Origin of the sequence: Snuella sedimenti (assembly GCF_016428595.1) — a bacterium.
Classification (GTDB): domain Bacteria; phylum Bacteroidota; class Bacteroidia; order Flavobacteriales; family Flavobacteriaceae; genus Snuella; species Snuella sedimenti.
In genome coordinates this window covers 1-8193 of the sequence record NZ_JAELVQ010000047.1, presented here as the reverse complement: position 1 = coordinate 8193, position 8193 = coordinate 1, and the positions used below count along the sequence as shown (strand labels likewise).

General features: G+C 39.0%; 3 protein-coding genes. All 3 read left to right on the top strand.

What is annotated here, in order from left to right; genetic code table 11:
- Positions 1-803: 803 nt before the first annotated feature.
- Positions 804-3647, top strand: coding sequence for a GH116 family glycosyl-hydrolase (locus JF259_RS17365; protein WP_199116979.1), 2844 nt, complete (start codon positions 804-806; stop codon positions 3645-3647).
- Between the two features lie 148 nt (positions 3648-3795).
- On the top strand, positions 3796-6606 hold the full coding sequence (locus tag JF259_RS17360; RefSeq protein ID WP_199116978.1) for a GH116 family glycosyl-hydrolase: 2811 nt from the start codon (positions 3796-3798) through the stop codon (positions 6604-6606).
- Positions 6607-6627: 21 nt separating this feature from the next.
- Positions 6628-8085, top strand: coding sequence for a DUF6786 family protein (locus tag JF259_RS17355; protein WP_199116977.1), 1458 nt, complete (start codon positions 6628-6630; stop codon positions 8083-8085).
- The last annotated feature ends 108 nt before the right edge of the window (positions 8086-8193 follow it).

The window sequence follows — 8193 nt, the reverse complement described above, 5'->3', positions numbered from 1 at the left end:
TCTTCTTTTTTCGTAAATTGTAGTTCTTTCATGTCAGGTGGTATTATTTAAGTTAATTTTATCTTTAACAAGTTAATAATACCTCCTGGTTTTAGAACGACGCTTTAAACATACAAACTCAATTATTATCCAAGTGTTTAATAATAATCGTAAATAACTGTTTTTTTAGATGTTTGTTATTTCGACAGAGAGAGGGACGAACTAGGCCTGCACTGAGCGAAGTGGAAGTGAGAAATCTCATAATGATGAGATTCTTCCTCAAACAAACATGGGATGACATAGTTTGCATAATAAAATTAAAGAGAAGCGAGCCATGGCATATCTATTAAAATCTTAAAAATCAAAGAAGCAGGTCGGGCAAGAGGATGAAAAACTTGTTTGACCCCGAAGTAATGAGGGGGAGGTATTTTTATCCGTGGGAGCGGATACCGTAGCATTTTTTTAGGTTTTTATCGTGAGCCTAGACTTTTTTGTTACCTATCCTGAGCCCAGACGAAGGGTTGGACAATGCAAAAAAGTAAGAATCTTAGCTTCTGTGTTAAAAAGCAAATAAGGAGGCATTTTTTTGATGTTTTATGGCATAAAAAGTTTTCAGAATTTTACAGAAGCGACATCTTGAACTCCTAAACGGGGTTCACGTTAAAATAAAAATCCCAGAGCTTCTCATCCCTTATTTTTAAAGCCTTGGGATATCCCAACATCCATTTTGGGACATGTTCGGCCGTACTATATAAAGTGAAATTGATTTGCCTTTGTAATTTTAAAGCAGAAATGGTACATGTCAATAGTAAATATTTTAAAATATGGCTGATAATAAAAATACATGCGACCCCTCTACAGGGTGCTGTACACCGGATAGTTCAACAAATGAACCATTAGAAAAGCTTAAAATGCAAAATAAAGTTGTAGAGACTTGTTGTGAAACAGACACGTGTTGTGACTCGTCCGATGAATTTTTAAATACCGATGTACAGCGTAGGGATTTTATGAAAGTCATGGGACTTGGTATAGCAGGTTTGACCATGGGATTGACTCATCCTTTAAGAGCATCCGAAATATTTCAGGATTCCTATAAAATACCGATCAATAAAAATCTGGATCCCGATTGGATTAAAACCTTATATGAAAGAGGAAAGGCAGAAATTTATACTGGAAGTGAGTTGGTGTATATAGGAATGCCAGTTGGTGGTATTTGTGCCGGTCAAGTATATCTGGGAGGAGATGGCAAATTTTGGCTATGGGATATTTTTAATGATACCAAAGAAGGCGTTATAGGTAAAACACATCATTTAAAAGGAAGAACCGTAAGACCTCGCGATGGTGCGAATTACATAGTACCCGTAACCCCCGAGTATCCATTCGATCAGGGCTTTGCAATCAAAGTAAGCCAAAGCAATACCTCTTGGACAAAGCAACTGAATTACAAAGGCTTTAATGATATTGCATTTAAAGGACAATATCCCGTTGCTGAGGTGACTTATAAAAAGCAGAACTTGCCTGTAAATGTTACTCTAAATGCATATTCTCCTTTTATACCTCTTGATGTGTCATCCTCTAGTTATCCGGCAACCGTTATGAATTTTACTGTGGTTAATACCAGTAATGAAGAGGTGCATTGTGAATTGTCCGGATGGCTGGAAAACCCGGTACTTTACAAGAATGGCGTAGCTACTGAAGTGCGTTTAAAGAATACAATTACAGAGGATGATATGTCTTCGTTCTTGTTTTGCGAAGCGCTTATAGATGAAAATGGTTCAGAATTGGACTTTCAGCATAAACAGCAACGCGACTATGGAAATATGAGCTTAATGCTACTAAATGATGGTTCAAATGTTGAGTCTACTGCTCAGGAGGATTATCATTCAGAGATGTTATTTCCAAGTGAGCATGATTCCAAAACATCGGCAATAGAAACTTTTGGAAATAGTTTACGCGGGGGACTTAGTAAAACAGTAACCCTACAACCTGGAGAGGAAAAAGATATAACTTTCGTAATTAGTTGGTATTTTCCAAATTTAAGTGCAGACGGCAACCGGTTTAAAGGGCGTTCCTATAGCAATCGCTTTAATGACGCTTTGGGAGTAGCACGGGAGATAGCCGTTAATTTTGAAAAGTTGCACAGTCAAACATTGTTGTTTAGAGATACCTTTTATAACCAATCTACTTTACCTTATTGGCTGTTGAACAGAACCTTTGCAAACACCTCTATTCTGGCCACTGAAACCTGTTACTTATTGGAAGACGGGCGCTTTTGGGGTTGGGAAGGTATTGGTTGTTGCCCTGGTACCTGTACCCATGTATGGCACTATGCACAAGCTGTTGGACGCGTATTCCCTGAATTAGAACGCAACCTTAGGGAGCGTACCGATTTTGCAGTTATGGATGAACATGGCAAAATCGATTTCAGGGGAGGTAGAGCCAACCGTGACGCGGCTGACGGTCAGGCAGGTATTGTGCTGCGATCGTACAGGGAACACCAAATGATGCCTGACAACAGTTTTTTGAATAAGAATTGGAAGCATATTAAATTGGCATTACAGTATTTAATAGCTATGGATGAAGAAGACGGTGAAGCCAATGGAATGATTTATGGCGAACAGCATAATACCTTAGATGCCGAATGGTATGGTAACATTCCCGTAATAACCTCGTTGTATCTGGCAGCATTGTCTGCAGGAAGTACCATGGCCGAAGAAGCCAATGATAAGCTGTTTGCCAGAGAATGCAAAGCCATTCTTGAAAAAGGGCAAAAAAATATTGAAAACCTGTTTAATGGAGAGTTTTTTGTTCAGAATGAAGACCCTAAACATAAAGATGCTATAGGTATTGGTATTGGTTGTTATATCGATCAGGTATTCGGACAAAGTTGGGCATTTCAGTTGGGGTTAGGAAGATTGTATAATGAGGAGATGATACAAAAATCACTGGAATCCTTATGGAAATACAATTTTGTTCCCCATATGGGAAAATTCAGGGCTTCACTTCCCGAAAAATTAGCTGGAAGACCGTATGCAATAGATAGCGATATGGGATTGGTGATGTGTACTTGGCCAAAAGGAGGGAAACGAGACGATTGGGAAAAGCATTGGCAGTTTGGTTACTTTAATGAGTGTATGACAGGGTTTGAGTACGAAGTTGCCGGACACATGATATGGGAAGGTAAACTTATGGAAGGATTGGCAATTACCAAAGCCATACACGATCGTTACCATGCCTCTAAACGTAATCCTTATAACGAAGTAGAATGTAGCGACCATTATGCGCGTGCCATGGCAAGTTATGGCGTTTATCTGGCTGTTTGCGGCTTCAAATATCATGGTCCTAAAAAACAAATTGCGTTTGCTCCAAAGCTTACTCCTGAAGATTTTAAAGCAGCGTTTATTGTCTCCAGTGGTTGGGGCAGTTATTCCCAAACACAAGCCGATGATAAGCAAACGATGACCGTACATATGGCTTCAGGCAATATGCAATTAAAACAACTATCGGTAGTCATACCGAAAAACAAAAAGGTTGGATCGGTTGTTTTGAAACTCAATGGTAAACGGGTTAAAAACAGCTATCAGCAGCAGAAAGAGTTCGTTGCTATTACTTTTAAAGATGTCACAATTATTGAAGATCAGGACTTAGTGACCGTTATAAATTACTAATAAGCAAAGGACTTTCAATACTGTGTTAAAAACGCGTACAGGTTAATTACATAAACTATGAAATGCCCATTAACAAAAGTTGGAAACCCATCAAAATGATAATAAGGGCATTGCATCTGACCTTTGAAAAACAAATAAATGTTAACAGATGAAAAAAAATAAAACATCATGTTGCAATCCTAACTCAGGATGTTGTAGCCCCAATACTGATGAGCAGTACCTCGCTCGAAGGAATTTTATAAAACAAACCGCTTTGGGAGTTGGTTTTTTGGCCTTTCCAAACCCCTCAATTTTTGCAGGGCCATTTAATTTTGATCAAGAACCACATCTCATCCCTCAAGATAAGAAGCTGTCCCCGGCATGGGTAAAATCTTTATTCGAACGTGGGCAACCAGAAATTTATACAAAGGGACAATTAAAGTATGTGGGAATGCCTATTGGCGGTATCGCTTGCGGTCAGTTGTATCTTGGAGGCGATGGTAAATTATGGTTATGGCATATTTTTAAAACAGAATACAGTAGGGAAAAGGATCACGGACAACGTTTTGATGCCATGACCTTAGGGGGACATTACAAAGATCCTGATAAAGTGTTTGCAAGGGAAAAAAGGCCATTGGAACAAGGAGCCGCCATAAGAGTAAAAATGGACGACGGTCACTTAATAAGGACCTTAGATGTTAAAGGGTTTCCAGATGTATCCTTTAGAGGCGAATATCCTATCGGTAAAGTAACTTACCATGATAAGGATTTCCCTTTGGATATTAGCCTGGAAGCGTTTTCTCCGTTCATACCTATCAATGAGGAAGACTCAGCCCTGCCAGCTACAATAATGAATTATAAAGTATCCAACAACACTAGTTCTACGGTTGAATTGGAATTGATTTCCTGGTTGGAGAATGCCGTTTGTCCTTTCGAGGATATAGATGAAAAAGGTGAAAGGAAAAGTACTTATATCGGATCTAATAATTTAGAAAGTTTAAACTATACCGTTTCAGATGATTTAAAAGAGAAGCACGGATATGGATCGATGGCTTTGTCTGTTTTAAAGGATACTAATAATACCATTGTAGACTTAGCAACAGATTCTTTAAGTGATATTGAAAGTGTATTTGGTAGAATGAAAGAAGAGGCTCCTAACAGGGTTGAAACAAGTAGTTTTAGTGAGGAAGCGATAGGTGTTTTAGGAAAGGTCTTAAGCTTAGAACCGGGAGAAACCAAAGAGATTTCTTTTGTAATCTCATGGTGTTTTCCCCATTTAAATCAACAGGAACATGAGACTGGACAGTTGTTGGCATTAGAGGGTGTCAAAAACTTAAAACGACATTATTACAATAAGTTTAAATCAGCTGGAGCAGTATCGGAATACATAGGAGATCATTTTAAAAGATTAATAGAAACAACACGCCTATGGAATAAAACATGGTATGATTCTACGTTGCCTTATTGGTTGTTGGACAGAAGTTTTATTTCCCTTGATTGTTTAGCTACCAACACTGTACTATGGTTTGATAATGGCCGTTTTTGGGGCTGGGAAGGTGTTGAATGTTGTCCGGGAACCTGTCAGCACGTTTGGCAATATGCTCAAGGGATGGCTCATGTATTTCCAAAACTGGAAAGGAAATTGCGTGAAGAAACCGATTATGGACGCATGTTCAATGAAGATGGTTCCTTAGGTCATCGGGATGAGACGGCCGGAAGATACGGTTCACAAGTAGCACACGATGGCCATTGTGGTACCATTATGAGAGCTTACAGGGAGCATAAAATGAGTAAAGATGATGCCTTTTTAAAAAGAAATTATTCAAAAATCAAGAAGTCCGTGGCTTTCATTATAAGTGAAGACAAAGACCAAGATGGTTTATTGGAAGGCGGGCAGCATAACACATTGGATGCGTCTTGGTATGGTCCGATGGGTTGGATCAGTTCATTGTATTTAGGGGCGTTGGCGGCAGGAAAAGAAATGGCATTGGAAGCTGAAGATTACAATTTTGCAAGCGCTTGTGATACATTGTTGAAGCGGGGGCAGAAGAATATAGTAGAAAAACTATACAACGGTGAGTATTTTATACATAAACCCGACCCGAATCATCCAAATGCCATAAATACTAATATAGGATGCCACATCGATCAGGTTTTAGGACAGAGTTTTGGTTGGCAAATAGGTCTTCCAGAAAGGGTTATCCCCGAATCTGAAACACGATCTGCTCTAAGATCCATATGGAAATACAACTTTGCACCCGATGCTTTTTTATATCAAAAGCAAAACAAACCCATTAAAGGCGCACGCATCTATGCTACCGAAGGAGAAGCAGGAACCATTATGTGTACTTGGCCCAAAGGCGGTGTGGAAAAAGCCGTTCCTGGAATGGATAAGCGACCCAATGAATCTGAAACTTGGTTAGGGCCCGGCGGCTATTTCGATGAGGCTATGAATGGTTTTGAATACCAAGTGGCAGCACATATGGTATACGAGGGACTGTTATTGGAAGGCTTAGCCACAATGAGGGCTGTTCACGATCGGTATCATCCTTTGGCAAGAAATCCTTTTAATGAAATAGAATGCAGCGATCATTACAGTCGTTCAATGGCAAGTTATGGGGTATTTCTCGCCGTTTGTGGGTTCGATTATCATGGTCCCAAAGGACACCTTTCATTTAATCCGAAATTAACACCAACAGATTTTAAAGCACCGTTTACCGTTGCTGAAGGGTGGGGAACTTTTGAACAAAAGAGAACGCAGAAAGAACAAATAAATAGTTTAACAATGCTGAATGGTCAGCTCAAGCTTAATAAGCTTTCACTTGGGGTGGAAAGCAGAGCAGTGAAAGTCAGACTGTTTTTCAATGGCAAACGCATAAAAACGGATAAAACTACTTTTGGAAATACATGCCATATTGAGTTTGAGAAACAAATACTTAAATTAGGAGATAAACTAATAGTAGATATAAAATATTACTAAACTTTGATATAAAACGTAAAGATGAGAACACAATTTACAATCTTACTTTCGGGATTGCTTATTTTTTTCAGTTGTAAAAATAATAAGCCAGAGAAGGTTGCCGAACACAATACTGATGCACCTGTTGTTTATGGGTATACAAACATTAAAGGCATAGGCTATGAAGCGGGTGTAACACGAAGGGACCCCAGTGATGTTATTAAAGTTGAAAACACGTACTACGTGTACTATACGAAAGTTTTGGGCCAAGCGCCAGGCTATTGGGGGACTATTTGGTACGCTACTTCTAACGATGAAGGATATACCTGGCAGGAACAAGGAGAAGCCTTAGGTGTTGGTTCACAAGGAGATTTTGATTCCCATGCTGTATTTACGCCCAACATCATTATGGCCAACGGAAAGTATTATCTGTTTTATACAGGAGTAAAACCAACACTGGGCAGAACCGATAGCGTTTTCGAAAACAATTCTTCTACTGATATAACAGCGCTAGGTTTGGCAGAGTCTAATAATCCTAATGGTCCTTTTATAAGGTTAAATTCCAATCCTGTACTTAAAATTAGTGATAACCCTGAAGATTTTGACAGCTATAGGATTGATGATGCGGCTTTGCTTTATAGGGAAGGGAAATACCTTTTGTATTATAAGGGAAGAAGCAGATTTCATGGATCGGCTGGCCCTGCTCACACACATATGGGAGTTGCAGTTTCAGACCTACCGGAAGGCCCATATGTGAAAAATGATAAAAACCCACTCCTTGATAAGAGCCATGAAGTTATGGTATGGAAACAGGGTTCTGGAGTTGGGGCATTGGCATCGATCTCATCTACAGTTGCCTATTCAGAAACCGGATTCGACTTTATGTCTAATACGCATTTGGTTAAAGCTATTAATAGACCAAATGCCCCTGGTGCTTATCGACCTGATTTGACAGGAAATGAATCTAATGAATTGAAATGGGGAATTAGTATGGTGCATAATGGTAATGATTGTTATTTGAGGCGTTTTGAGGTAACAACAAAAAAAGAGGAAAAAACACATCTCAAAGGAAGTTATGGGTATGATAGAAAACTGTTGCAACAGTATTATCAAGATGCGACGGTTTTGGAAAACCCCTCAGAAAAATCAGGAATTGTAGTTGTACCTGAGTTGCAAGGTCGTGTTATGACTAGCACATTGGATGGCGACGAAGGGATGAGCTTTGGTTGGATTAACCATGATCTAATTGTCTCAGGAAAGATTAATTCCCAATTCAACGCTTTTGGAGGAGAAGAACGCTTTTGGTTAGGACCGGAAGGGGGACAGTTTTCCCTATTTTTTCCAAAAGGCAAAGGATTTGATTTTCCGGATTGGAAAGTGCCTACAATAATAGATTCAGAGTCGTTTCAAACAGTTTCCCGTAACAAGACATCGGTCGTTTTTAATAAGAAAGCCTCCTTAACAAACTATTCGGGAACTACCTTCGATTTTAGTACATGACAAAAATATAATTCATTGACTATCAGCAAATTAAGCGTTTGAATATTAGGTTAAAGCATTGATTTTCAGTATATTAGAATAATAATTCGACCTATTTATCTAATGAAG

Bases quoted from the DNA above. Each gene is read 5' to 3' on its own strand.
- JF259_RS17365 (WP_199116979.1), top strand. From the start codon at position 804: ATGGCTGATAATAAAAATACATGCGACCCCTCTACAGGGTGCTGTACA.
- JF259_RS17355 (WP_199116977.1), top strand. From the start codon at position 6,628: ATGAGAACACAATTTACAATCTTACTTTCGGGATTGCTTATTTTTTTC.
- JF259_RS17360 (WP_199116978.1), top strand. From the start codon at position 3,796: ATGAAAAAAAATAAAACATCATGTTGCAATCCTAACTCAGGATGTTGT.